Raw genomic sequence first — 892 nt, 5'->3', positions numbered from 1 at the left:
ATGATCTGGCCAAAAAACTTGAGGATGTTGATAAAGCTAACTTTAGCCCAGAACGCAAGGCCGAAATTAAAGCAGAACTTCAAGCACGTGCAGATAATGATATTGCTATTGCTGAGCAAGCTACAAAGACTAAGCTTGATTCATTCCGTGATTTCACCAAGTCGGAAGAGAAGCTTTTAAAGGACAGTTTTGCAAAACGTCAATTTGAAGCCGAACACGACTTAGAGATGACGAAAGAACAGCGTAAAGAAGCTGTTAATTTGTTAGCTCAACAGTTGCAACAAGAATTAGGTTTACTAAAACTTGCTCAAGAGCAACGTTTGTTTCAAGCTAAATTATTCTTGCTTTCAGAAACTGAGGCAATGCAAGAACGCTACCGATTGGAGCGAGAAGAAATTGCTAAAACAGTAAAAGATGAGGAGGAAAAACGTAAGCGACTGGCATTATCACGTGATCAAGAACGATTAGAAGCACTTGATCGTGCAGCAAAAGCTGGTCAAGCATGGGGTGGTATTCAAGCTGATATGAATGGCAGTGGTGAGTTCTATAGACTAGATCAAGAACGATCTAGCCGCCTAAGTGCCGCGACAAATCTACTTGATAGTCAGCAAGGTGTGGTTAATTTAAATGAACAAAATTCTATTGAGGCTTTAAATGCACAATTTGAGCAACAGCTTATAAGTCAGCAGGATTACGAAAATCAGAAAACTGCAATTATTCAAGCTGCTCAAGATCAACGTAATCAGATTGCTGCTGAATATGCAAAGAATGCTCAGGATATTGAAGATAAGTATCAGCAAGACCGCTTGAACACTCAAATTGCATTTGGTGGCCAAATGATGGGTTCTCTTACATCTATGTTTGGTTCAATGTTTGGAGAGCAATCTAAAGC

At 39.6% G+C, this 892-nt stretch carries 1 pseudogene; it reads left to right on the top strand.

Annotated features, from left to right (window positions below):
- Nucleotides 1–892, top strand: a pseudogene (locus tag R5R67_RS19470) (phage tail tape measure protein); the annotation flags it as partial.

Source organism: Acinetobacter sp. OYA S30 (assembly GCF_033599315.1).
In the GTDB taxonomy this organism is placed as follows: Bacteria; Pseudomonadota; Gammaproteobacteria; order Pseudomonadales; family Moraxellaceae; genus Acinetobacter; species Acinetobacter baumannii.
Note: the sequence above shows the minus strand (reverse complement) of the source record. Positions and strands in the feature narration are given on the sequence as shown.